Here is a 23,172-nt window from a genome sequence, read left to right on the forward strand (position 1 = left end):
AAAACCACCGGCATGTGTTAAATGCCGGCCGATTGCCCCGCCCTTGGCTCGGCTTTGTTTCTTCAGATATAATTACGCACCGCGTCCAATGAAAGAACTGCGGACCGGAAACCGGGCACGACACGGCCGAAAATGACGAGAATCAAAAGCACGATCCGGCGCCTTTCCGTTGCAGCGCTCATTGTTTTTGGAATGCTGGTGCCGACAGCGGCGCTTGCTGGCGTTCGCGCTGTCATCGATCTTTCCGAGCAGGAAATGACGGTCTATGTGAACGGTTGGCCCCGCCACACCTGGCCGGTTTCGACCGGGCGGCCCGGCTATCCGACGCCGACGGGATCGTTCCAGCCGATTCGCCTCGAGCGCAAATGGTTCTCGCGTAAGTACGACTGGGCGCCGATGCCCCATTCGGTGTTCTTCCGCGGCGGTTACGCCATTCACGGAACGACCGAAATCCGCCGACTCGGTCACCGCGCCTCACATGGCTGCGTGCGCCTGCATCCCGACAATGCGGCTACGCTTTTCGGTCTGATCGAGCGTTATGGCAAAGCGAATTCGCGCATTGTAATAAGCCGTTAGCCGTCGCGCGCAAATTTGATTTGCAGCGCTGGAGCGGCTGCATAGCATTCGGATTATCCCGTGTGCAAAGGGCTGGGATTCGTCGTCGAAAGCTCGGTTCGGGAGGGTTGGCCAACCGGCCCGTACGTGTTTTTGCGGCGCACAATACATTCGTATTTCAGGAAATGATGGTCTATACTTTCGTATCACCGTCAAACGGCGCGGACCAAGACGCGCCTCATCGCAAACAAGACCGAAGTCGAGAGCCGGGCAAACGGCCCGACGCTGTGGGCAAGGGGGCATCATGACGGATTCTGCTGCGACCGGCGCAGGGCGCCCGTTGCAAGAACGTCCTGCCGGGTCCGGCAAGGACGGCTTTTCCTTTCAGCGATTTGTATTGACCTGGGGCGGTCTCTTCATTGTCTGGATGATGCTGGTTGCCAGCTTCGACGCCGTCGAGATCGCGACCGGCATCGTCGTCGCCGGTTTCGTCGCGGCGCTGTCTGTCGGACATCTCGCGCTGCTTGACGACATCATCCTGACGCCGCTGCTGCCGTTCCATCTGGCACGTTACTTCCTGCTGTTCTTCCGCGAGCTGATCCGGGCAAACCTCGATGTCGCCGCCCGCGTCGTGGCGCCCAGCGTCGACATCACGCCGGAGATCGTCGAGGTGCACACCGAGCTGCACTCCGATCTCGGCAAGTTGTGGCTCGCCAACAGCATCACGCTGACGCCGGGCACGCTGACCATCGACATCGAGGACCAGACCCTCAAGGTGCACTGGATCGACGTCAGCGCCGGTACGGATACGGCCGTGGCGACGCGCGAAATCGCCGCCAGGTTCGAAGCCGCTCTGAAGGAGTTCCTGAAATGAGCGCCGACGTCAGTTTCCTTCAGGTCATTGCCTTCGTGCTGGTCGCCGCCGGCGTGCTGCTCGGCATGCTGCGGCTCGTGCTCGGCCCCACACTGCCTGACCGGGTGGTCGCCGCCGACACGATGGCCGTCATCACAACCGCCGCGCTCGCCTGGGTCGCATTGTGGACCGGCAGCAGCCTTTATCTCGATATCGCTCTAGTCTATGGCGCGCTCGCCTTCATCGGCGTTGTCGCAATCGCCCGGGCGATCGAACGCAAGGAGGGCGAATGATGGAAGCCCTTGGCTCAATCGCCGCCATCGTCGGCGACATCTTTTTGGTCATCGGCGCGGTATTTCTGTTCCTCAGCGCGCTTGGCCTCGTGCGCATGCCTGACGTCTTCAACCGCATCCAGGCCGGCACCAAGGCCGCGACGCTCGGCACCGTCGCGCTGCTTGTCGGTATCGGCTTCCACCATCCCGAATGGTGGTCGAAGCTGGTTCTGATCGCGATGTTCGTGCTGGTGACCTCGCCGGTCGGTTCCTCGACCATCGCCCGCGCAGCCCTCACCGTTCACGTGCCCTTCTGGCACCGCAAGGACAGCGGAAAGGAGACGTCACAGTGATCGTCGCCGTTCATATCGCCGTCATCGTCATGCTGATCGCCGCCGTCGCGGTGGTCGTATTGCGTTCCTATCTCGCCGCCGTCGTCGCCCTGTCGGTCGTCTCGCTTGCCCTGTCGGTGATCTTCGCGCTGTTGCGCGCGCCCGATGTTGCGCTGGCCGAAGCCGCCGTCGGCGCCGGCCTCACCGGCCTTTTGATGGCGCTTGCCGCCCGTCGCGTCGGCCTGTGGCCGAAAGACGACGAAAGCAAGGAGGGCTGAGCCATGCACGGACACGCCCGCGCCGTCACCACGGTCATCTTCCTCGTAGGTATCGGTATCCTTCTCTACGCCATCATGCAGGCGGTTCCGCTCGGCCAGGCGCCGATGCAGGTCGGCCAGGCGATCGCCGCGCGCGCCGCGGAAGAAACCGGCGCCGCCAACATCGTCGCCGCCATCCTGCTCGGCTATCGCGGCTTCGACACGCTCGGCGAAGTGACGATCTTGTTCGTCGCCGCAACCGCCGCCGGTCTTGTGCTCTCGGGCGCCGGTGCCGGTGAGGCGCAGACGCGGCCCTCGGGCTACATCCTGCGCGTCGCCGCCTACATGCTGTTTCCCTTCCTGCTGATGCTTGGCGCCTACATCATCCTGCACGGCCATCTGACGCCGGGCGGTGGTTTCCAGGGCGGCGCGATCCTAGCCGCGGCCTTCTTCGTGCCGTTGCTCGCCAATCCGGCAAGCCCGCTGAACCACACCGTCGCGATGGTGGTCGAAGGTTTCGCCGGCGCGGCCTTCGTCCTCATCGGCATCGTCAGCCTCGGCTGGGGCGAGGCGTTCCTGACGCCGTTCCTCGGTCACGGCACGCTCGGCTCGCTGGCCTCCGCCGGCAGCCTGCCGCTTCTCTACCTCGCAATCGGCCTCAAGGTCGGGTCGGAACTTGCCGGCCTGATCGACCGGGTCGCCGGAAATGGAGCGGTGCAATGACCGGTCTTTTCCCCTCTGACGGCGAACTGCTGCAAATCGCGCTCTATGGCGGCGCGGTCGGCCTGCTGCTGGTCGGCCTCTACGGCATGGTCGCCGAACGCAACCTGATGCGCATCCTGCTCGGGCTGGCGCTGGTCGAAGCCGGCGTCAACATGTTCCTCGTCGCGGTCGGTTTCCGCGCCGAAGCCGTCGCGCCGATCCTGACCGGCGAAACCTCCGGTCCGATGGTCGACCCGCTGCCGCAGGCGCTGGTGCTCACCGCCATCGTCATCGGCGTCGGCGTGCTCGCCTTCGGCCTCGCGCTCGCCATCAAGGCCAAGGCCGTCTGCAACACGCTCGATGTGCAGGAAATGGCTGCAATCATCGCCAAGGACACAGACGACGTGCCGGTGCCGCCGGACTTGTCGCCGGCCAAGCACCCGGTCGAGCCGACCGCACCGGTTCCGGTCGCGGGCCGCACCGTCGCATCCGAGGGAGGCGCGTCATGAGCTTCGGTCCAAACGGCATCGCGCTGGCGATCGCCATCCCGCTTCTCGCTGCCTTCCTGCTGCCGATCGTTGCCCGCCTCGGCGAGGCTGCCGGCCGCATCTGGGGTCTTGCCGCGACCCTCGTCGCGCTCATCATCGCGCTCGGCATTTACGGCGATGCAAGCACTGCGCCGCAGGTCACCGCGCTCGGCGGTTTCGCACCGCCGCTCGGCATCGTGCTTTATGCCGACACGCTGGCGTCCATCTTCCTCGTCGCGCTTGTCATCGGCGTGCTGATGTTCTGGCCGCGCGGTGCGGCCGCCGGAACCCGCGCCTATACGCTGATGCTCGTCCTGCTCGCCGGTGGCAGCGGTCTGGTGCTGTCCGGCGATCTGTTCAACATCTACGTCTTCTACGAGATCGTCGCGGTTGCCTCCTACGGCCTCGTCGCCAGCGGCAATTCGCGGGCCAGCATCGCTGCGGCCGCCCGCTACGTGATCCTCAGCGCAGCCGGTTCGGCGATGGCGCTGCTTGGCATTGCGCTTGTCTATGCCGCAGCCGGCACGCTCAACCTTGCCGACCTTGCGACGCTGTCGAGCGAACGCCTGAGCGGTCCGCTCGGTTTGTCGGCCTTCCTGCTGATCGTCATCGGCTTTGGCGTCAAGGCGGAGCTGTTCCCGGTCAACTCCTGGGTGCCGGAGGTCTACGCGTCCGCCCCGGTGCCGGTGACCGCGCTGCTTGCCGGCGTCGTCTCCAAGCTCGCGATGATCGTCATTCTGCGCCTGCTGGTGCTCGTCTTCAACACGCCCGAGGCGCTCAGCCTCTTGCTGGTGCTCGGTGTGCTCGGCGTCATCGCCGGCGAACTCGCCGCCTATCGCAGCGGCGACCTGAAGCGGGTGTTCGCCTATTCCTCGATCGCCCAGCTCGGGCTGGTCGCGATCGCCTTCTCGATCCCCGGAGAGGCCGGCGTTGTGGCCGGACTTGCGCTTGCTCTTCATCACCTCGTGGTCAAGCCGGCCTTTTTCGCGCTCACGGTGCGCTGGGCGGGACCGATTGCCGGTCTTGCCGGTGCCATCAAGGCCTCGCCGCTCGCCGCCGCCATCTTCTTCCTGATGGCGCTGTCGATCATCGGCGTGCCGCCGCTGCCCGGCTTCTGGGCCAAGTACCTGCTGATCGGCGGCGCCATTGCCACCGGTAGCGCGGCCTACGGTCTGGCTATCGCGGTGGTGCTGATCGCCACCGTGATCGAGGCGGCCTATCTGTTCCGCATCGCGCTGGTTCTCTATCGCAAGCCGGCCGAGACGGTCGCGCCGCGCTTCAAATTCGCCGAACTGGCGCCCGGTCTTCTGCTCGGCGCCGTGGTGATCATCGCGGCTGTCGCCGTGATCCCGCTCGGCGATGGTCTGATGGCCGCGGCGAATGAGGCGGCCGATGCCAGCCTCTACGTCACGCGCACTCTCGGCGGAGGACAATGACGCCATGAGCCTTCTCGACATCCTCCTCGTATTCATGGCGATTTCGACGGTCGTCCTCTATCTCGGCGGCAATCGACGCGGCATGGGCGTGCTCGCGACCGCGGTTTACGCCGCGGCGGTCGTCCTGGTGGCGATGATCGGCACGCAGATCTCAGGCGCCGATGTGAGCGTGCCGTCCGCGCTTGCCTTCACCGTCTTCGGCGCGCCGCTTGGCTGGGCAATCGATGGCCTTGGCTGGTTCTTTGCGCTGCTGACCACCGGTGCGGCCTTCTTCTCCGCCTTCTACATGACCGGTCCGTGGGGCGCGGCACAGAAGCATCCCGGCTTCCAGCGTGGCACGCTGGCGCTCAACGTGCTGGTCATGCTGCTGCTCGTTTCCAGCGCCGACCTCCTCAGCCTCTTCATCGGCTGGGAATTCGTCAGCTGGTCGGCCTATCTGATGATGACGCAGCTCGGCGGCGCGGCCGCCCGCGCGGCGCTGCGCTACCTGCTCTATGCAATGGCCGGCGCGATGGCGCTGTTCGCCGCGATCATGATCGTCCACGCCGAGACCGGCAGCTTCGCCTATGCCGACCTGCAGGCGGCGGTTATGGCCATGCCGACTGCGACGCTGTGGTTGCTCGCGGCGCTCTTTGCCTTCGGCTTCGGCGTCAAGATGGCGCTCGTTCCGACCCATCTGTGGCAGGCGCCGGCCTATTCCGAGACGCCGGGCGCTTCGTCTGCCTTCCTCAACGCGGTGTCGGCTCGCATGGGCCTGTTCGCGCTGATCGTTACCCTGGTCAAGCTGCTCGGCTTTGCCGCACTGTCGAGCCTCGTCGTGCCGGTCGCCGGCTTCGACATGCGCGACATCCTGTTGTGGATCGCCGCCATCACCATGGTGGTGCCGACCTATATCGCCCTGCAGCAGACCGATGCGCGCATGCTGTTGACCTGGCACGGCATCGGCCAGGGCGGCTACATGTTGCTCGGCATTCTCGTCGCGACCCCGCTTGGTGTCTCCGGCGGTCTCTTGCATGTCTTCAACTACGCCACCTATCAGGCGGCGCTGTTCCTGACCGTGACGGCGGTGATCTACCGCACCGGCACGTCGGACCTCGACCGTCTCGGCGGCCTTATCAATCGCATGCCGTTCTCCTACGTCACGCTGCTGATGGGCATCATCGGCCTTGCCGGCCTGCCGCCGATGAACGGCTTCGTGTCGAAATGGATGATCTACAAGTCGCTGATCGTCGAACAGCAGCCGCTCCTGTCGATCGCCGCCTTCGTCGCCACGCTCGGCACCATCCTCAGCGTCTACAAGCTGATCCACAACATCTTCCTCGGCCAGCTGCGCAAGGAGCACTGGGAGGTCAAGGAAGCGCCGTGGCAGATGGTGGTTCCCATGCTGGCGCTCGGCGGTATCGGGTTCATCACCGGCTGGATGCCGGGACTGGCGCTCGACCTTGTCGACAAGGCCCAGGCCGCGATTGGCGTCGCCCCGCTCGCCCACCATCTCGGCGGGGTCGAGCTTGCCAACGGCTCGCTCAACATGCTGTGGGTGGTTAGCGTCCTGCTCGGCGCCATCGGCGTCGGCGCGGTGATCTTCTACTTCCTCGGCAATCGCCACATTGGCGTGCACCAGTACGACAACTACGCCGGCGGCCACTTCCTGTCGTCGGATATCCGCTACCACTACAGCCATGAATTCTATCCCGGCCTCAACCGGGTGATCGGCCCGTGGTATCGCGGCACGGTGGTCAAGGCCGAACGCAGCCTCGAGACGTTGCTGCAGTTCCTCGCCTCGGCCTGGCGCGGTTTCTACCAGACCGCCTACACGCCGCTTTATCTCGTCATCGTCGTGGCGCTCGGCCTTGCATGGGCCAGCTTCACCGGAATTCAGGGCTGAGGAGGGCAGGACTCATGGAACTCGTTGCAGATCTCGTCCTGATGCCGCTGGTGGCCTTCGTGGTCGGCCTCGGGCTCGTGCTGATGGCCCGCCGCGTGCGCGCCAAGATCGAACGCCGCGTCGGCCCGCCGGTGCTGCAGCCGATCTACGACATCGTCAAGCTCTACGCCAAGAAGACGCAGATCAGTCACGGCGTGATGCACGATCTCGCCATCGTGCTCCTGCTCGGCGGCTTCATCACCGCGGAAATCTTCCTGCCGGTGCCGGGCATGGATGGCCTTGCCGCGCAGGGCGATCTCATCACGCTCGTCTATCTGATGATGGTGCCGATGCTCGGCATGGCACTCGGCGTCGGTGCCTGCGCCAACCCGAACGGTTCGATCGGCATTTCCCGCGCGCTGACCGCCATGCTGGCCTATGACGTGCCCTACGTGGTCGCTGTCGTCGGCGCGTGCATTCTCTACCGCTCGACCAATCTCGCCGATATCGTCGCCATCCAGCAGGCCGGCGGCGTCGCGACCTGGGGCCTGTTCACGATGCCGCTTCTGGCCGTCGCCGGACTGCTCGCCATGCACGCCATGCTCGGCAAGGAGCCGTTCGAGATCTACGTCGCGCCGGCTGAAATCGCCACCGGCCCGATGGTCGAGATGAGCGGCAAATACATGGGCGCGCTGTTCGTCATGCAGTGCTTCCAGTTTTACACGGTGGGCGTGCTCTACACGACGCTGTTCCTCGGCGGCGGTGAGAACTGGCTCACCTTCCTCGCCAAGGTGTTCGGCGTGATCTTCATCTCGGTTGCCGTGACCAACGTTTATGGCCGCTACAAGACCGAGGACATGATCCGCTGGCAGTGGAAATGGCCGACCGGCATCGCCCTTGTCGGGCTGGCGCTGGTCATGACCAGCATCAATTAGGGAGAGACAGGAATGACCGAACGGCTTCCCACGCTTGCCCCCGGTTCGGATGGCTGTCCGACCATCGACGCCGAGGAGAAATCCGTCTGGCGCACGGTCATGGATCGCTTCGCCGACCATTGCCGCTCACGCTCCCTGTTCGTGCTGCACTACTGCACCGGCTGCGGCGCAATCGAACTGCCGCCGACGATCACCTCGCGCTTCGACATGGAGCGGGTCGGCGTGTCGCCGATGGTCACGCCGCGTCAGGCCGACATCCTGCTGATCACCGGCTATCTGTCGATCAAGACGCTGAAGCGCGTGATCCTGTCCTACGAGCAGATGCAATCGCCGAAATACGTGCTCGGCTTCGGTTCGTGCACCATCAATGGCGGCATGTACTGGAACTCCTATGCGACCGTGAAGCAGCTCAACCAGTACATCCCGGTTGACGGCTTCATCGCCGGCTGCATGCCGCGCCCGGAAGCTGTGCAGCAGGTCTTTTTCGACCTGATGAAGCGGATCGACGCCGGCGAGGCCAATGCCTGGCAGGATTACTACCGCAACTACGACCACTATCTCGGCAACCAGATGGCGCTGTTCGGCGAGGACTGGCACACCCCGACCGACGTGCTCGGCGAGGCCGAACACTACGGCTATCTCGGCGAGAACTCGCGCGGCCAGCACACCGCGATCCTCGAAAAACGCGCCGACTGGGCGGTCGACAGCGTGCCCGAGATCTATCCCGAGCATGGCGACAACGAGAAGAAGCTGATCCGATGAATAGCGCCGCATCCAGCATGCCGGCCCATCTGGCCGACGTAATCCGCGAGACCCCCGGCGTCACCATGAAGCCGCAGGGCCCGCGCCGTAGCCGCGTCGACGTCAAGCCCGAGGCGCTGTCGAGCGTCCTCAATCTGCTCAAAGGGCAGGGCGGTTTCCTGCACCTGTCGTCGATCTCCTGCGTCGACTGGCCCCAGACCGAGGAATTCGAGCTCGTCTATCACCTGTGGTCCTACGAGCTGAAGACGCTGGTTTCGGCCCATGTCTTCATCCCGAAAGAACCCGGCCGCTTCATTTCGGTCTACGATATCCACGCGCCGGCCGGCTTCTTCGAGCGCGACATCCACGAGATGTTCGGCATCCATTTCGAAGGCGCGCCGAACCTCAACAAGTTCATTCTGACGAGCTGGGGCGGTCCGCCGCCGATGCTGAAATCCTTCGATACGCGTGGCTATGTCGAGGAGACCTACACCTGGGTCGACTACCGGCCCGACTGGCTGAAGGACGTCGAGGCCAAGGGAGGCGGAGTGGAATAATGCGCCCCGAAAACTACCGCCCGGTCGAACACCCCGCGAGCCATGAATACGAGCTCTATTTCGGGCCGAATCATCCCGGTATCGAAGGCAACTACGCTATTCGCGTGCGCCTGATGGGTGACGTGATCCAGGAGGCCGTCGCCGACGGCGGCTATCTGCACCGCGGCTTCGAGAAAATCATGGAAGAGCGGCTGTGGATCCAGAACGTCGCGCTGGTGCCGCGCATCTGCGTGCCGGATCCGGTGCCGATGGAAGAGACCTATTCGCGCGCCGTTGAAATGCTCGGCGGGCTTGAAGTGCCCATCCGCGCCCAGTGGATCCGCGTCATGATGCTGGAGATGTCGCGCATCTGCGCTCACCTCTTCACCTTTGGCGGCAACGCGGCGACCATCGGCCTCTACACCAATATGTTCTGGGGCATCTCGACCCGTGACCTGTTCCTCGACCTGTTCGAGGAAATCACCGGCGCGCGCGTCTACCACATGTACATCACTCCGGGCGGTGTGCGCCGCGATCTGCCCGATGGCATCCTTGATAAATTGTCCGACCTGCTCGATCTGGTCGAAGGTCGCGCGCCGGAATTCGACGACCTGTTCTTCGATTCCTCCGTCGTCATCAACCGCGCCACAAATTGCGGCTATATCAGCCAGGAAAACGCGCTGGCGTGGGGCGTTACGGGACCGAACCTGCGTGCCTCCGGCCTGCCGTTCGACGTGCGCCGCGATGACCCGTACCTGACCTACGACGAGATCGAGTTCGACGTGCCGACCGAGACCGGCGGCGACGCGCTCGCCCGCATGCAGGTGCGCCGGGCGGAGATGTTCCAGTCGATCCGTATCCTTCGACAGGTGATCGAGAAATTGCGTTCGGTGAGGGGCCCGATCCGGTGTCCGCTGCCCAATCCGCTCGCCTGGAACGTGCCGACGGGCGACGCCTATGCCCGCGTCGAATCCTCGAAGGGCGAACTGGGCTTTTTCGTTGTGTCCAATGGCGGCGACAAGCCGTGGCGGGTGCATGTGCGCGGCCCCTCGCAGATGCATGCGGTCCAGGTTTTGGAACGCACGCTTCAGGGGGCCCGGCTGGAAGACATCGCGCAGATCATGTTCTCGCTCGATGCCTGTCCGCCGGAAGTGGATCGCTGAGGAGGGTTAGCGATGGGTGATATCAATCCAAAGCCGAAGGGCAGCTTCCTGAAGCCGCTCAAGTCGCTGTCTTTCCTGTTCAAGCCGCCGATCACGCTGCCGATGGAGCCGCGTCCGGCCGCCGAGAACTATCGCGGCTTTCATTTGAACGATTGGGAGAAATGCATCGGTTGCGGCACGTGCCAGGAAATCTGCGACAACGCCGCCATCCGCATGATCTCGATCCCCGACCTGCCGTCGGATCCGGTAAAGGGCGTCAAGCCGCGCCGTCCGGCGATCGATTACGGTCGCTGCTGCTGGTGCGCGCTGTGCGTCGACATCTGTCCGACCGGCTCTCTGTCACTGTCGCGCGAATACATCCATGTCAGCGCCGATCTCGACACCTTCTTCATCCTGCCGGACGAGAAGGGGATGCACGGCCTCGGCTTCCCGAAAGGCTGGGCAAAGAGCGACCACTCCGACCTGCTTGACCTCGAGCGCCAGGAAATGCCGGAACTGCCGGCTGAAAGCCGCTCCGACAATTTCGACGAGATCGCCGGTGGATACGACGAACAGACGGCGCTGTTCGAGGCCTCGCGCTGCATCCAGTGCGGCATGTGCCACGATGCCTGCCCGGCCAACATGCATGCGCCGGAATACATCCGCGCCATCTGGAAGGGCGACAAGACCGAAGCCGTCGAACAGATCTACCGCACCAACCCGTTCCCGAGCGTGTGCGGCCGCATCTGTACCCACCGCTGCGAAACGGCCTGCTCGATCGGCCGCCGCGGCGATCCGGTCGCGATCCAATGGCTGAAGCGCTACGTCATGGATGCGGTTGACCACGAGATGGTCAAGAAGATCGCGACGAAGGACGTGGCAAAGAACAAGACCGGCAAGAAGGTCGCCATTATCGGCTCCGGCCCGGCCGGGCTGACCGCAGCCTTCGATCTCGCCAAGCTCGGTCACGAGGTGACGGTTTACGAGTCGAAGCCGGAAGCCGGCGGCATGATGCGCTACGGCATCCCGGAATATCGGCTGCCCTATGACCGGCTCGACGACGACATCAACGTCATCAAGGCGGCTGGTGTTGAGATCAAATGCAACGCGGGCATTGGCGACAAGCTGCCGATGACCAAGCTGCGCTCCGACAACGACGCGGTGCTCGTTGCGACCGGCCTCGGTATGGGCCGCTCAACCCGGGTGCCCGGCACCGACCATGAAAAGGTCGCGTCCGCCGTCGATCTCTTGGAAAAGATCACCCGCAACCAGCGCTTCGCCGTGCCGAAAAAGGCCGTCGTCATCGGTGGCGGCAACGTCGCCTTCGACATCGCCCGTTCGCTTGCCCGCCTGCAGGCGCAGAAGAAGGACGGCGTCATCGACGTCACCCTCGTTGCGCTCGAAGCCCGCGATGGCATGCTGGCCGACGAGGTCGAGGTGATCGAGTCCGCTGAAGAAGGACTGACCCTTTACAACAGCCGCGGTCCGAAGCAGGTCGTCGTCGAGAACGGCAAGCTGAAGGGGCTCGAAACGGTCAAATGCCTGTCGATCTTCGACGACGAAGGCCGCTTCCACCCGCAATATGACGAAGACGATCTCGTGCTGCACGAGGCGGATTTGGTCGTCGAGGCCATCGGTCAGGCGTCGGACACGGCGTTCCTCGGTGAGGAGCTGGTCGAAAAGCTCGAATGGCAGCGCGGCCGGTTGAAGATCGACGAAGTCGGCAGGACGTCGGAACCGGGCCTGTGGGCCGCCGGCGACATGGTTCAGGGACCGGACGTTATCCACGCAATCGCAGCCGGTCATCGCACGGCGGCGAGCATCCACGCCTTCGTGATGGGCGAGGCAGAGGCGGAGAAGGCGTAATGAGCGAACACGGCGAAGGCCATATCAGCGGCCGCGAAAAACTGCAGCGCGCGAAGACGGTCGAAGAGATCCTCGACACTGCAATGGGCTTCGAGAAGACCGCCGAGACCTTCTATGCGGGTCTGAAGGATCGGGTGAACAAGCCGATCCGCGAACTGGTCGTCGAACTTGCCGAGGAAGAGGCCGAACACTACGAGCTGTTCGCGCGGGTGCGCGATCACGCTGATACCGTCGCACATCTGAAGGACCTGATCGCGACACCGCCGAACGACCACAAGTTCGCCGACTACGTCATGATGCCCGATCTCGGCGAGAACCCGGACGATCAGGCGATCCTGCAATATGCGCTGGCCCGCGAACACGCGGCCTACGAGCAGTATTCGGCGCTGGCCGAAACGGCGCCCGAGGGCGCCTTGCGCGATCTGTTCCAGTTCCTCGCCGACGAGGAATTGCGCCACAAGGGCGAGCTGGAAAAGCGCTACTACGAGATCGTCCATTCCGGCGGTGTCTGAACCGCCCGCACCGCCGTTTTCTTTGACGTGATGCGCATGACGCAGGCGTACTCCTGCGGCTTGGCGTTGCGCCGTGCGCGATCCTTTTCGGTTGACGCACATTTCGCGCTCTGTATACAGTCCCCTCAACAAACAAATGCCGACCGGCGTCAATCGTGCTTCTGATGGCAAACTCCAGGCACGGTGAAAATGACGAAACGGGGCGGCAAGGGGACGTGAGGGCGAACTTTTGGCTGCTGCATACGGGCAGAAAAGTCCAATAGAATTAGGATTTTCTCACGCCTTCGCCGGCTCTCGGCGAAACGGCGTCCGTATGTTGTTCATTTCTGGATGGCCGGTGGAGCGCCTCCGCCCGGCAATCTCCGCGATTTGGCGCTGTTTCGGCGCGTTTCAGACTTTCATGTATACACAGATGCGACATTCCTTCACTCGCGGCCTTCGTGCCGGCCACCACACGGGGGCCGCGCTCAATGCTTAAGGGCAACGGCGATCCGGTTCTGTCCTCGCAATCTCTGAAGGCGCTGCTCGGCATTCGCGAGCTCGTCTACAACGGTACCATGCGCCCCGGCGAGCGCATGTCGGAACTCGCGCTGGTCGATCGCCTCGGCCTGTCGCGCACGCCGGTGCGTGCCGCGCTTGCCCGTCTTGAACTCGAAGGTCTGCTCGAAGCGCTGCCGTCCGGCGGCTATGCCGTGCGCGCGTTTTCCGATGCCGATGTCAGCGATGCGATCGAACTGCGCGGCGTGCTGGAGGGGACGGCCGCGCGCCTCGCCGCCGAACGCGGTGTGGCCCCGAGCGTGATGCGCGAGGCCCAGGATCTGCTGGCGCAGCTCGCGAACACCCTCGACGGCAAGGGCGGCCTGCAGCAGTTCGAGACCTACATGCGGCTCAACGAAGATTTCCACGAATTGCTGGCCAAGATGTCAGGCAGCGTGATGCTGCAGCGCGAGCTGGAACGCCTCGCCGTTCTGCCCTTTGCTTCGCCGAGTGCGTTTGTCGATGCCCACGCCGCGATGCCCGGCTTCGAGGACGTGCTGGCCGTTGCGCACAATCATCACCGTGCGCTCATCGAGGCAATCGAAAATCGTGAAGGCGCCCGCGCCGAAGCCCTGGGACGGGAACATGCCCGGCTGGCGCGCCGTACCCTGGATCGTGTGCTCGAAAGCGCAGAACTGCGCAGCCGCGTACCGGGTCTTGCCCTGTTGGCCGATGATGGACAGCGGGACAATGAGGGAACTGAGGACTGAACTGGAATAGGGACGCAATTGCGTCCCCGAAACTGCAACTGGGAGGAGCAGGAATATGAAAAGAAGGACCTTCATGCTGGGGTCGCTTATGGCGGCCACCCTCATGACCGTGACCCCGGCCGCGGCACAGGAAGTCACCATGCGGCTGCATCAGCTGCTGCCGCCGCAGGCGTCGGTGCCGAAAATGGCCATCACGCCGTGGATCGAGACGATCGAGAAGGCCTCCAACGGCCGCATCAAGATCGAGCACTATCCGGCCATGCAGCTCGGCGGCAAGCCGCCCTCGCTGTTCGACCAGGCCAAGGATGGTGTCGTCGACATCATCTGGACCGTTCTCGGCTACACCCCGGGCCGTTTCCCGCGCACCGAGGCTTTCGAACTGCCGTTCATGGTCACCAACGCGACCGCGACCTCGCTGGCGTTCCAGGAATACGTCGAAAAGAACGCCATGGACGAGTTCAAGGACGTTCATCCGATCGTCTTCCACACTCATGGTCCGGGCCTCATCCATGCCAAGGGCAGCGGCGTCACCAAGCTTGAGGACATGCAGGGCCTGAAGCTGCGCGGTCCGACCCGCATCGTCACCAAGATGCTTGAGAAGCTCGGCGCCACCGCCGTCGGCATGCCGGTCCCGGCTGTGCCGGAATCGCTGTCGAAGGGCGTCATCGACGGCGCGGTCATTCCCTGGGAAGTCACCCCGGCGCTCAAGATCACCGAGCTGACCAACACCCACACCGGCTTCAGCGGTGACCATGGCCTCTACACCGCGACCTTCGCGATGGTGATGAACAAGGACACCTACAACAATCTGCCGGACGATCTGAAGAAGATCATCGACGACAATTCCGGCATGGCTGCTGCCAAGCTGTTCGGTGGCGCCATGGACAAGGGTGACGTCATCGGCCTCGGCATCGCCGAGAAGTCCGGCAACACCATCCTGACCCTCGACGATGCCGAAACGGCGCGCTGGAAAGAAGTCGCCGCGTCGGTCGAAGCCGAGTGGATCGAGGAAATGAAGGGCAAGGGTATCGACGCGGCCAGCCTCGTTGCTCAGGCCAAGGAACTGGTCGCGAAGTACACCGCCCAGTAACGAACATGGAGCCGGCCGCCTCGTGGCCGGCTCCCTCTCACGCGGCCGGATACAGCGAAAGCCGTATCCGGCTCACTCTTGCGGCGCATATGCGCGGCCAGTCCAGATCATGAAGTCGAAATTTCTGGGGCGGAGTTTACGGTGATCGAACGGATCGACAGGGCAGTCCACAAGATTGCTTACCTGACGGCATTGCTCGGCGGGCTGGTGCTCTCCGCGCTCATGCTGATGACGACAATAAGCATCATTGGCCGCGAACTCGGCGCCATGGGGCATCGTCTCTTGCGGACGGAAAGCGGTTTCCTGCATTCCCTCGGCGAGGCGATCAATTCCGTGGGCTTCGCGCCGCTGCCCGGCGACTTCGAGCTTGTCAGCGTCGGAATGGCGTTCTGCATCTTCGCCTTTCTGCCCTGGTGCCAGATCCGGCGCGGCCATGTCACTGTCGATATCTTTCTCTCCAAGGTCGGCACGCGCACCAACTATCTGATCGACGTTATCGCCAATGCGCTGATGACTGCCGCCATCGCCGTCGTGTCCTGGGGCATATACGCCGGCATGCTCGACAAGATGGCTTACAACGAGACGTCGTTCATTCTGCAGTTTCCGATCTGGTGGGCTTTCGCGGCTTGCCTGGTTGGTTCCATCATCTTCACTCTGATCTGCCTGTACACGGTCTGGCGGAGCCTGCGCGAGTATCGCTCCGGCCGTCATGTCGTGCTCTCCGGGGGGCGTTAATCGTGACCAATCTCGAACTGGGCATCTGGTCGTTCCCCGTCCTGATGGCATTGATCTTTCTGCGCGTGCCGATCGGCCTCGCAATGCTTCTGGCCGGTTTCGTCGGCTCGGGCCTCGTGCTCGGCCGCTGGTCGCCGGTGCTGGCGCAGATGAAGGGCCTGACCTACGACACCTTCTCGAATTACTCGCTGTCGATCGTGCCGCTGTTCCTCTTGATGGGGCAGTTCGCGACGCTGGGCGGCATGTCGAAATCGCTGTTCAACGCGGCCGAAACCTGGCTCGGGCACCGCAAGGGCGGCGTCGCCATGGCAGCCGTCGGCGCCTGCGGCGGCTTTGGCGCGATCTGCGGCTCCTCGCTCGCGACCGCCGCCACCATGGGGCAGGTCGCGCTGCCGGAACTGCGCCGCTTCGGCTATTCCAATGCGCTTGCGACCGGATGTCTCGCCGCCGGCGGAACGCTCGGTATTCTGATCCCGCCCTCGGTGGTGCTGGTCATCTATGCCATCCTGACCGAGCAGAACATCGCCAAGCTGTTCGTCGCCGCCTTCATTCCGGGCTTCCTGGCCGCGCTCGGCTACATCATCACCATCTCGATCTATGTCCGCCTCAATCCCGGCTCGGCCGGCATGCGCGAGCGCGCGCCCTATAGCGAGCGATTCAAGGCGCTGGCAGAGGTCTGGCCGGTTCTGGTGATCTTCCTCGTCGTCATTGGCGGCATCTATGGCGGCTTCTTCACGCCGACCGAGGCCGCCGCCGTCGGTGCGGCCGGTACCGGCCTCGTTGCGTTCGTCAATGGCGGTTTGTCCCGCAAGACCTTCATCGATGCGATCCTGTCGACCGCGGTCTCGACCGGCATGATCTTCCTGATCGTGCTTGGCGCCAGCTCCTACAACAGCTTCCTCGCCTTCTCGCGCCTGCCGCAGGAAGCCGCGCTCTTCGTCACCGAGCAGGGCTTCAACCCCTGGCTCGTGATGGCGATCATCCTGCTGTGCTACCTGGTCTTCGGCTGCATCATGGACTCGCTGTCGATGATCCTTTTGACGATCCCGATCTTCTTCCCGGTCGTCATGGCGCTCGATTACGGCCTGCAGCCGGAAGAACTTGCACTGTGGTTCGGTATCATCGTCCTGATCGTCGTGGAGGTGGGGCTGATAACGCCACCAGTGGGCATGAATCTGTTCGTCATCAACTCGATGTCGAATGGCGCGCCGATATCACAGACCTTCCGCGGTGCCATGCCGTTCGTCGCAAGCGATCTCGTCCGCGTTGTCATCCTGACCGCGTTCCCCGGCATCACGCTGCTCCTGGTCCGTCTGCTGTACTGATTTGTACTGATCGGCTTGGCAGTCCACAGAGAGCCAAAAGAAACGGGGCGTGGATCGTTGTGATCCACGCCCCGCTTTTTTCGCAGGTTCCCGTCGACCGGCGGCTTACATCCGGCGCAGCCGGGCGAGGAAATCGCCGGTCGGGAAAGCGTCCTGCGGCAGCCCCATCTGCGCCTGTACGGCCTTCACCGCCGCGCGGCTCTTTTCGCCGAGCGTTCCGTCGACGCCGCCGACGTCATAGCCCTTCTTGGTCAACAACCGCTGCATCTCCTTGATCTGGTTGAAAGAGAGCGCGTCGATCGACTTGACGCCATTGCGGTTGAGCGGCGGTGCGCCCGCCAGACGGGTTGCGAAATAGGCCGCCGTCAGCGAATAGGTCAGTGAGTTGTTCCAGTTGATGTAGGCGTTGCGGAAATTGTTGTAGGCGAGGAAGGCGGGTCCTTTGTGGCCCATCGGCAGCAGCAGCGACGCCGGAAGCTGGCTGTTCGACAGTGCCGACCCATCGGCCCGGCGCACGCCCCATTGCGCCCATTGTGCCTGCGGGTGGGTGATCGCGAGATCGGCTTCCTGCCAGGCGAGGTTATTGGGAACACGAACCTCGACGATCCAGGGTTCGCCGGCGCGCCAGCCATATTTCTGCAAAAGCCGGGCGCCCGAGGCGAGTGCATCGGGAACGCTTTTGACCAGATTGCGGTGCCCGTCGCCGTCGTAGTCGACCGCCGTCTCGAAATAGTCGGTCATCAGGAATTGCGTATGGCCGAGCTCACCGGCCCAGGCGCCGACCATCTCGGATGCCTTCAGGTCGCCATTGTCGATCAGCTTCAGGCCGGCGACGAGTTCTTCTGTGAACATCTCCGGGCGTCGACAGTCATAGGCAAGCGTCGCCAGCGAGCGCAGCGTCTGGAAATCGCCCATGAAGCCGCCGAAATCGGTCTCAAGGCCCCAGAAGGCGGCCAGCACCGGACCGGGTACGCCGTAATCGCGCTCGATGCGGGCGAACAGCTTGGCGTGCTGTTTCAGCTTCTTGCGGCCGCCGTTGATGCGGCCCTTCGAAACCAGGCGATCGACGAATTCGACATAGGTGAGCGAGAACAGGCTCTGCGCCCGGTCGCGTTTGATGACGCGCGGATCGAGCGTGATGCCACGCAATGCGCTGTCGACGGTGCGCTGCGATACCCCCTCGGCGACGGCGTGTTTCTTGAAGCCGGCCATCCAGGCGTCGAAGCTTCCCGTGTTCTTGCAAGCCGCGGCGGCAGGCCCGGCAAGGATGGCGGTGACGGCGACCGCGCCGGCGATACGTACAATTTCCCTGCGCAACATCGTGTGCGAATCCTCCCTTGTGCCCCGGCGCGATTTGAGCGGTTGCCGTTGGGTCGCGTCAAGCGCCGACTGTGGAGCGCGCGAATAGATCATGCGAATTTGACAAGTGTGCGGTGGCGGGCTCTACCGGGAGGAGGCGGTTCGCTATGTGGCCGTCGCCGGACCGAAACACCCACGCAGAGGGAGCCGATCATGCGAATGATGAGTGCCGAAGAAACCCGCGCCGCCCTTGCCTGGCGTCCGCTCGTCGAAGCACTGCGCGCGATGTTCGCGTCCGGCTGCGACATGCCGGTGCGCCATCACCATGATTTCACCGTGCCTGGCGAGCCGGATGGCACCCTGCTCTTGATGCCGGCCTGGCAGGTCGGCGAGCATCTCGGCGTCAAGATCGTCAATGTTGTGCCGGGCAACGCCGATCGCGGCATGGCGGCGATTTCCGCCGTCTATTTGCTGAGCGACGCAAAGACCGGCGTCATGCAGGCGATGGTCGATGGCGGCGAACTGACGGCGCGGCGCACGGCGGCGGCCTCGGCGCTTGCCGCCGATTACCTCGCCCGCAAGGACGCCAAACGCCTGCTCGTGGTCGGCACCGGCCGCCTCTCGGTCAATCTGGTGGAGGCGCACGCCTCGGTGCGCGACATTGACGAGGTCGTCATCTGGGGCCGCAACGCCGACAAGGCCGCGGCGATAGCCGAGAGCGTCGCCAAGCTCGGCTTCCGGGCCGAAGCCGCAAGCGATCTCGCCGAGGCGGTGGCGGGCGCCGATATCGTCAGCGCGGCGACGCTGTCGACCGAGCCGCTGGTCATGGGCGAATGGCTGACGCCGGGCACACACGTCGATCTGGTCGGTGGTTTCAAGCCGACAATGCGCGAGGCCGATGACGAGGCGGTCCGCCGCGCCCGCGTGTTCGTCGACACCCGCGCCGGCGCCACCAAGGAGGCCGGCGATATCGTCGTGCCGCTTCAGACCGGCGCGCTCGCGATGGAGGACATCGCCGCCGACCTCTACGATTTGACGCGCGGGAAACATGCGGGCCGCGCGAGCGACGACGAGATCACGCTCTTCAAGTCGGTCGGTGCCGCGCTGGAGGATCTCGCCGGCGCCGTGCTCGCCTACAGGACCGCAACGGGCGAAGCCGAATAGGGACAACGACCATGCCGCGTTTTGCCGCCAATCTATCGATGATGTTTACCGAGCGCCCGTTCATGGAGCGCTTCGCCGCCGCAGCCGAGGCAGGCTTCGAGGCGGTCGAGTATCTCTTTCCCTACGAGCACGATGCCGCCGCGATCCGCGCCGAGCTGGACAGCAACGGGCTCACCCAGGCGCTGTTCAACCTGCCGCCGGGCAATTGGGATGAAGGTGAGCGGGGGCTCGCCGCACTGCCGGGTCGGGAAGGGCAGTTCGCAGCCTCGCTCGATACCGCGCTTGCCTATGCCGAGGTGATCGGCGTGCCGCGCCTGCACGCGATGGCGGGCATTGCCTCGGGCGAAGACGCCCGCGCGGCCTACATCGCCAATCTCAAACTCGCTGCCGAGAAAGCCGCCGAGCGCGGTCTGACGCTGCTGATCGAGCCGATCAACACCCGTGACATGCCGGGCTATCATCTCTCGCGGACCGACGACGCACTTGCGGTCATCGACGCGGTCGGCGCGGCCAATCTGCGGCTCCAGCTCGACCTCTATCACTGCCAGATCATGGAGGGCGACCTCGCCCGCCATATCGAGCGGCTGCTGCCCTTCGTCGATCATATCCAGATCGCCGGCGTGCCGGATCGCCATGAGCCGGATCTCGGCGAGGTGAACTATCCGTACCTTTTCGACCGGCTTGATGAGCTCGGCTATGACGGCTGGATCGGCTGCGAATATCGCCCGCGCGACCGCACGGAAAACGGCCTCGGCTGGTTCGGCTCCTATCGGGCGCGCTGACCCTTAGACCAGCGGTGTCGGCAGGTCCTTGCCGGCGAAATGAGCGACGAGATTCTCGACCACCAGTTCGGCCATCGCCTGGCGGGTCTTTTCCGTCGCGCTGCCCTGATGCGGCGACAGCACCACATTGTCCATCGCGAACAGGGCCTCCGGCACGTTCGGCTCATCGGCAAAGACGTCGAGCGCTGCGCCACCGAGGCGGCCCTCTTTCAGCGCGGCGACGAGGGCGTCTTCATCGACCAGCGTGCCGCGCGCCACATTGACCAGCATGCCCTCAGGCCCGAGCGCGTCGATCACCTCGGCCGAGATCAGCTTTGCTGTCGACGCAGTGCCCGGCGCGATCACCACCAGCCAGTCGACGTCGCGCGCCATCTCGACGAGATCGCCATAGTAGCGGTAAGGCTGGTCCGGCTGTTCGCTACGGCCGTGATAGGCGATCTCCATCTTCAACGCAGCGCAGCGCGTGGCGATCTCCTTGCCGATCCGCCCGAGCCCGACAATGCCGGCCCTGGCGCCGGCGATCTGGCCGGTGAGGGGATAGCCGCCGTTGAGCCAGCCACCAGCCCGCACGAACTGGTCGGCCCGCACCACGTCGCGCGCCAACGCCATCATCAGTGCGATGGCCAGCTCCGCCGTCGCGTCGTTGAGCACATCCGGCGTCGTCGTCACGCGCAGCCCGCGTTTCCTCGCTTCCTCGACATCGATGCTGTCGTAGCCGACGCCGCAACTGCCGACGATCTCGAGATTGGGCAGGCGGTCCATCAGCGCGGCCGAGCAGCCGTGCAGGGCATCGGTGCCGATCGCCCGGATCGCCGCGCCATGCTCGGCAAAGAAGGCGTCCTTGTCGGCAATGTCCTCATAGCGGTGCACGGTGAAATTCTCCCGCAGATTATCCATCACCCGCAGCAGCATTTTGCCCATGACGAGAATGTCGGCGCTCATGGCGTCTCCCTGACTTGAAAGTGTTCTGATTTCTGGCCGCTATTCGCCCTGCGGGGTGATGCCGAACTTGGCCAGCACCTCGGCTTCGGTCAGCCGCGGTGCGTCGTCAGCAAAGGCGTAACGCGACGGCTGCTGATCGACATAGATGTGCTGCTTCAGTTCGAGGTCGTCCTTGTCGTCAAAGGCTTCCGCCGAGACAGCCAGCATCCCTTCCGGCGAATTGGACAGACGGTAGAACAGGCTCGTGCCGCAGCGGCTGCAAAAACCGCGCTCCGCCCAGGCCGAGCTCTCATACCAGCCGACCGGCTCGGGATCGGCGAACTCGAGGTCCGTCTTGCAGTGCACGGCCATGAACGGCCCGGCGCTCCAGCGCCGGCACATGCTGCAATGACAGATCGAGAATTTCGCCCGCGGCACACTGACCGAAAACGAAACGGCGCCACACAGGCACCGTCCCGAACGGCGGGTTGCGGAATCGCTCATGGAGTTACCTCTCGCCGAATGCGTTTCGGCGAGTGTGCGTCGAATGAGCCGGTTGGTGCAAGGCTGTCGAGATTGACCGCCGCGCCCCGTCAGAGCGACGCGGCGACGTTACGGTGAAGCTTGATCGGCGCCGGCCGGGTCGGCTGCGGTTGCGAGCTCTTGCCCGAAGCCGCATGAGGCCGGTCGTCGAGCGCATCCATGCCGGCGCTCTGCGCAAAGCGGGTCAGCCTGTGTCCCGCATCCATCAGCTTGGGAGAGTCCTTGATGCGCTTTTTCGCCCGTACCTTGGCCGTCTCCACGGATGCCGCCAACCAGCCGCGCCCGGTCATCGCCTTGGCGCTATAGGTCAACTCCGTCTTGCGGTCGCAGATTTCGAGCTTGTAGCCCTCATCGCCGAGCGAGAAGTCGAACACCTTGAGCCCCAGGCCGATCGCCTCAGCCATCATCCGGTGGACGAGGATGCGGCCGGGCGAGTAGCGGGAATATTCGTTGTTGGCATAGGCGGTCTGGTAGACGGTGAAGGCGTCGTTATCGACGAGCACGATACCGCCGGCGAGCAGCTCGCAATCCAGTTCGAGCGCATAGATGCGCAGAAGTTCCGGCGCTTCGCTCAGCAGACGTCCGAAGAACGGTTCGAGCGGCGCGCCGCGGAATGGATTGAACCGGCCCCGCGCCCGCACTTGGTCGATCTTCCATGCGACGAGCTTGTCGATCGCCGCACAGGCCTGGTCGAAATCTTCCAGCTGACGGAAGACGAGATCGCCGCACTGGCCGAGCTTGCGCTCCTTCTCGTTCATGCGCCGCCGTGTCTTGGAGCTGCGCAACTGGCCGTAGAAGGTTTCCCAGTCGTCGCCGAGACCGAGCGCATAGGCGTGCGTCGCCGCTTCCTCGCTTTCGAAGGTCGCGAACGGGTTTTCGCGCTCGCCGAGCGTCTCGGGCTGCTTTTCAAAATGCACATAGTCGACGGAGCCAACCGCTTCGGCCGCCGCGCCACGAATGCGGGCAATGTCGCCCGGTTCCAGCTTTGCATAGAGTTCGGGTGCGATCAGCGGGCCGCCATAATCCGACCAGTCGATGCCGAGCCAGGAGAGGGTGGAGGCGCCGAGCGTACGGCTCAAGGCGAGCGGCAACAGGACCTGCGGTTTGCCGCCGACCGTGCCAACGACGATGCGCGGTTCGACCGAAGCCGGATCTTCCAGCATCTCGTATTCGGCCTTCAGCCACTCGTAGCGCTGGAAAACCGTTCTGACGGCTGTGCTCTGGAAGTCGCGCCAAAGGTCGGCGCAGCTTTCCAGGTCGTCATGGACGGTCCAGACGAGATCGAGAGTGTTGCGGCTCTCAGTGCGCATCGTTTATCCGCTCCGGCATGGCAGAAAAGGTGGCCGGATCGCTCCGGCAATTCGACCCCCAGTAAAGCAGAGCGGCGTTACGGTGGCCTTTATGCTCACGCTTTTCGGGGCTTAGCTCGATTTATCGTAAAGTTTTCGTTGAATGGCCGGGCCCGATAGCGGGTGCTTTCGAACGAAAACCATTTGCCGGATCGGTCCAACAGCGACTAGCTTTACGCGCTGGTCA

25 protein-coding genes are annotated in these 23,172 nt (G+C 64.0%); 21 read left to right on the forward strand and 4 right to left on the reverse strand.

Annotated features, from left to right (window positions below):
- Positions 1-192 precede the first annotated feature (192 nt).
- From C0606_00090 to C0606_00180, 19 genes are all read left to right on the forward strand, one after another.
- Positions 193-576, forward strand: a complete 384-nt coding sequence (locus C0606_00090) for a hypothetical protein (protein ID PLX39621.1) — start codon at positions 193-195, stop codon at positions 574-576.
- A gap of 406 nt (positions 577-982) precedes the next feature.
- Positions 983-1,429: a cation transporter gene (locus C0606_00095; GenBank protein ID PLX39622.1), complete on the forward strand. Its 447-nt coding sequence runs from the start codon at positions 983-985 to the stop codon at positions 1,427-1,429.
- Positions 1,426-1,701 carry a cation:proton antiporter gene (locus tag C0606_00100; protein PLX38987.1) on the forward strand — a complete coding sequence of 92 codons (276 nt, stop codon included), beginning with the start codon at positions 1,426-1,428 and terminating at the stop codon, positions 1,699-1,701. The genes C0606_00095 and C0606_00100 overlap by 4 nt, the downstream gene beginning before the upstream one ends.
- Positions 1,701-2,033 (forward strand): Na+/H+ antiporter subunit G, encoded by a 333-nt coding sequence (locus C0606_00105; GenBank protein PLX38988.1) that lies wholly within the window; start codon positions 1,701-1,703, stop codon positions 2,031-2,033. The genes C0606_00100 and C0606_00105 overlap by 1 nt, the downstream gene beginning before the upstream one ends.
- Before the next feature lie 29 nt (positions 2,034-2,062).
- Positions 2,063-2,290 carry an NADH-quinone oxidoreductase subunit B gene (locus tag C0606_00110; protein PLX39623.1) on the forward strand — a complete coding sequence of 76 codons (228 nt, stop codon included), beginning with the start codon at positions 2,063-2,065 and terminating at the stop codon, positions 2,288-2,290.
- A 3-nt stretch (positions 2,291-2,293) separates the two neighbouring features.
- The gene (locus C0606_00115) at positions 2,294-2,992 is read left to right on the forward strand and encodes a sodium:proton antiporter (GenBank protein ID PLX38989.1); all 699 of its coding nucleotides are present in this window, start codon (positions 2,294-2,296) and stop codon (positions 2,990-2,992) included.
- Positions 2,989-3,480 (forward strand): Na+/H+ antiporter subunit C, encoded by a 492-nt coding sequence (locus tag C0606_00120; protein PLX38990.1) that lies wholly within the window; start codon positions 2,989-2,991, stop codon positions 3,478-3,480. Before C0606_00115 ends, C0606_00120 begins: the two co-directional genes overlap by 4 nt.
- Positions 3,477-4,934, forward strand: coding sequence for an NADH-quinone oxidoreductase subunit J (locus C0606_00125; GenBank protein PLX38991.1), 1,458 nt, complete (start codon positions 3,477-3,479; stop codon positions 4,932-4,934). Before C0606_00120 ends, C0606_00125 begins: the two co-directional genes overlap by 4 nt.
- 4 nt (positions 4,935-4,938) lie before the next feature.
- Entirely contained in the window at positions 4,939-6,819 is a 1,881-nt protein-coding gene (locus tag C0606_00130; protein ID PLX38992.1) for an NADH dehydrogenase subunit, read from the forward strand.
- 14 nt (positions 6,820-6,833) lie between these two features.
- Positions 6,834-7,733 carry a formate hydrogenlyase subunit 4 gene (locus tag C0606_00135; protein PLX38993.1) on the forward strand — a complete coding sequence of 300 codons (900 nt, stop codon included), beginning with the start codon at positions 6,834-6,836 and terminating at the stop codon, positions 7,731-7,733.
- A gap of 12 nt (positions 7,734-7,745) precedes the next feature.
- Positions 7,746-8,495: an NADH-quinone oxidoreductase gene (locus tag C0606_00140; GenBank protein ID PLX38994.1), complete on the forward strand. Its 750-nt coding sequence runs from the start codon at positions 7,746-7,748 to the stop codon at positions 8,493-8,495.
- A 17-nt stretch (positions 8,496-8,512) separates the two neighbouring features.
- Positions 8,513-9,031: an NADH-quinone oxidoreductase subunit C gene (locus C0606_00145; protein PLX39624.1), complete on the forward strand. Its 519-nt coding sequence runs from the start codon at positions 8,513-8,515 to the stop codon at positions 9,029-9,031.
- Entirely contained in the window at positions 9,031-10,173 is a 1,143-nt protein-coding gene (locus tag C0606_00150; GenBank protein PLX38995.1) for an NADH-quinone oxidoreductase subunit NuoD, read from the forward strand. Before C0606_00145 ends, C0606_00150 begins: the two co-directional genes overlap by 1 nt.
- 12 nt (positions 10,174-10,185) lie before the next feature.
- Entirely contained in the window at positions 10,186-12,018 is a 1,833-nt protein-coding gene (locus C0606_00155) for an oxidoreductase (GenBank protein PLX38996.1), read from the forward strand.
- Positions 12,018-12,530: a rubrerythrin gene (locus tag C0606_00160; protein PLX38997.1), complete on the forward strand. Its 513-nt coding sequence runs from the start codon at positions 12,018-12,020 to the stop codon at positions 12,528-12,530. The genes C0606_00155 and C0606_00160 overlap by 1 nt, the downstream gene beginning before the upstream one ends.
- Positions 12,531-13,000: 470 nt before the next feature.
- A complete protein-coding gene (locus tag C0606_00165; GenBank protein ID PLX38998.1) occupies positions 13,001-13,777 on the forward strand; it encodes a GntR family transcriptional regulator in 777 nt (258 codons plus the stop codon).
- Between the two features lie 55 nt (positions 13,778-13,832).
- Positions 13,833-14,867 (forward strand): C4-dicarboxylate ABC transporter, encoded by a 1,035-nt coding sequence (locus C0606_00170; GenBank protein PLX38999.1) that lies wholly within the window; start codon positions 13,833-13,835, stop codon positions 14,865-14,867.
- Positions 14,868-15,089: 222 nt separating this feature from the next.
- Entirely contained in the window at positions 15,090-15,602 is a 513-nt protein-coding gene (locus C0606_00175; protein PLX39625.1) for a TRAP transporter small permease, read from the forward strand.
- 2 nt (positions 15,603-15,604) lie between these two features.
- Positions 15,605-16,927, forward strand: a complete 1,323-nt coding sequence (locus tag C0606_00180; GenBank protein PLX39000.1) for a C4-dicarboxylate ABC transporter permease — start codon at positions 15,605-15,607, stop codon at positions 16,925-16,927.
- 105 nt (positions 16,928-17,032) lie between these two features.
- Here C0606_00180 and C0606_00185 read toward each other — a convergent pair whose 3' ends face one another.
- Positions 17,033-18,247, reverse strand: a complete 1,215-nt coding sequence (locus tag C0606_00185) for a lytic murein transglycosylase (GenBank protein ID PLX39001.1) — start codon at positions 18,245-18,247, stop codon at positions 17,033-17,035.
- A gap of 192 nt (positions 18,248-18,439) precedes the next feature.
- Between C0606_00185 and C0606_00190 the strand changes: the two genes are divergently transcribed.
- Together C0606_00190 and C0606_00195 are read left to right on the forward strand one after the other, a co-directional pair.
- A complete protein-coding gene (locus C0606_00190) occupies positions 18,440-19,390 on the forward strand; it encodes an ornithine cyclodeaminase (protein PLX39002.1) in 951 nt (316 codons plus the stop codon).
- Between the two features lie 11 nt (positions 19,391-19,401).
- A complete protein-coding gene (locus C0606_00195) occupies positions 19,402-20,172 on the forward strand; it encodes a hydroxypyruvate isomerase (GenBank protein ID PLX39003.1) in 771 nt (256 codons plus the stop codon).
- A gap of 3 nt (positions 20,173-20,175) precedes the next feature.
- Here the strand turns inward: C0606_00195 and C0606_00200 are convergent, their stop codons facing one another.
- The 3 genes from C0606_00200 to C0606_00210 form a co-directional block, all read right to left on the reverse strand.
- Positions 20,176-21,114, reverse strand: coding sequence for a hydroxyacid dehydrogenase (locus C0606_00200; protein ID PLX39004.1), 939 nt, complete (start codon positions 21,112-21,114; stop codon positions 20,176-20,178).
- Between the two features lie 39 nt (positions 21,115-21,153).
- The gene (locus tag C0606_00205) at positions 21,154-21,597 is read right to left on the reverse strand and encodes a hypothetical protein (GenBank protein PLX39005.1); all 444 of its coding nucleotides are present in this window, start codon (positions 21,595-21,597) and stop codon (positions 21,154-21,156) included.
- Positions 21,598-21,686: 89 nt separating this feature from the next.
- On the reverse strand, positions 21,687-22,946 hold the full coding sequence (locus C0606_00210) for a hypothetical protein (protein ID PLX39006.1): 1,260 nt from the start codon (positions 22,944-22,946) through the stop codon (positions 21,687-21,689).
- Between the last annotated feature and the right edge of the window lie 226 nt (positions 22,947-23,172).

Source organism: Hyphomicrobiales bacterium (assembly GCA_002869065.1).
GTDB lineage: Bacteria > Pseudomonadota > Alphaproteobacteria > Rhizobiales > Rhodobiaceae > Rhodobium.